General features: G+C 57.9%; 1 protein-coding gene. It reads left to right on the plus strand.

Going from position 1 to position 271, the window contains the following annotated elements:
• Positions 1–271: S1 RNA-binding domain-containing protein (locus tag R0J92_RS23110; protein ID WP_411053389.1), on the plus strand; the 271-nt coding region annotated here is incomplete at both ends.

Genomic DNA, 271 nt, shown 5'->3' on the forward strand with positions numbered 1-271 from the left:
GTATTCATGTCAGAATTCAATCCATCCCTCGCAGACTTCGAGTCGCTGCTGGCGGAATCCTTTGCCACGAACGACCTTGCTGAAGGTTACGTCGTCAAGGGCCGCATCGTGGCCATTGAAAAGGACATGGCGATCATCGACGCCGGTCTGAAGGTCGAAGGCCGCGTGCCGCTGAAGGAATTCGGCGCAAAGGGCAAAGACGGCTCGCTGAAGCCGGGCGACGAAGTGGAAGTCTACGTCGAGCGCATCGAAAACGCTCTGGGCGAAGCTG

Origin of the sequence: Tritonibacter sp. SIMBA_163 (assembly GCF_046535935.1) — a bacterium.
GTDB classification, from domain to species: Bacteria; Pseudomonadota; Alphaproteobacteria; order Rhodobacterales; family Rhodobacteraceae; genus Epibacterium; species Epibacterium scottomollicae.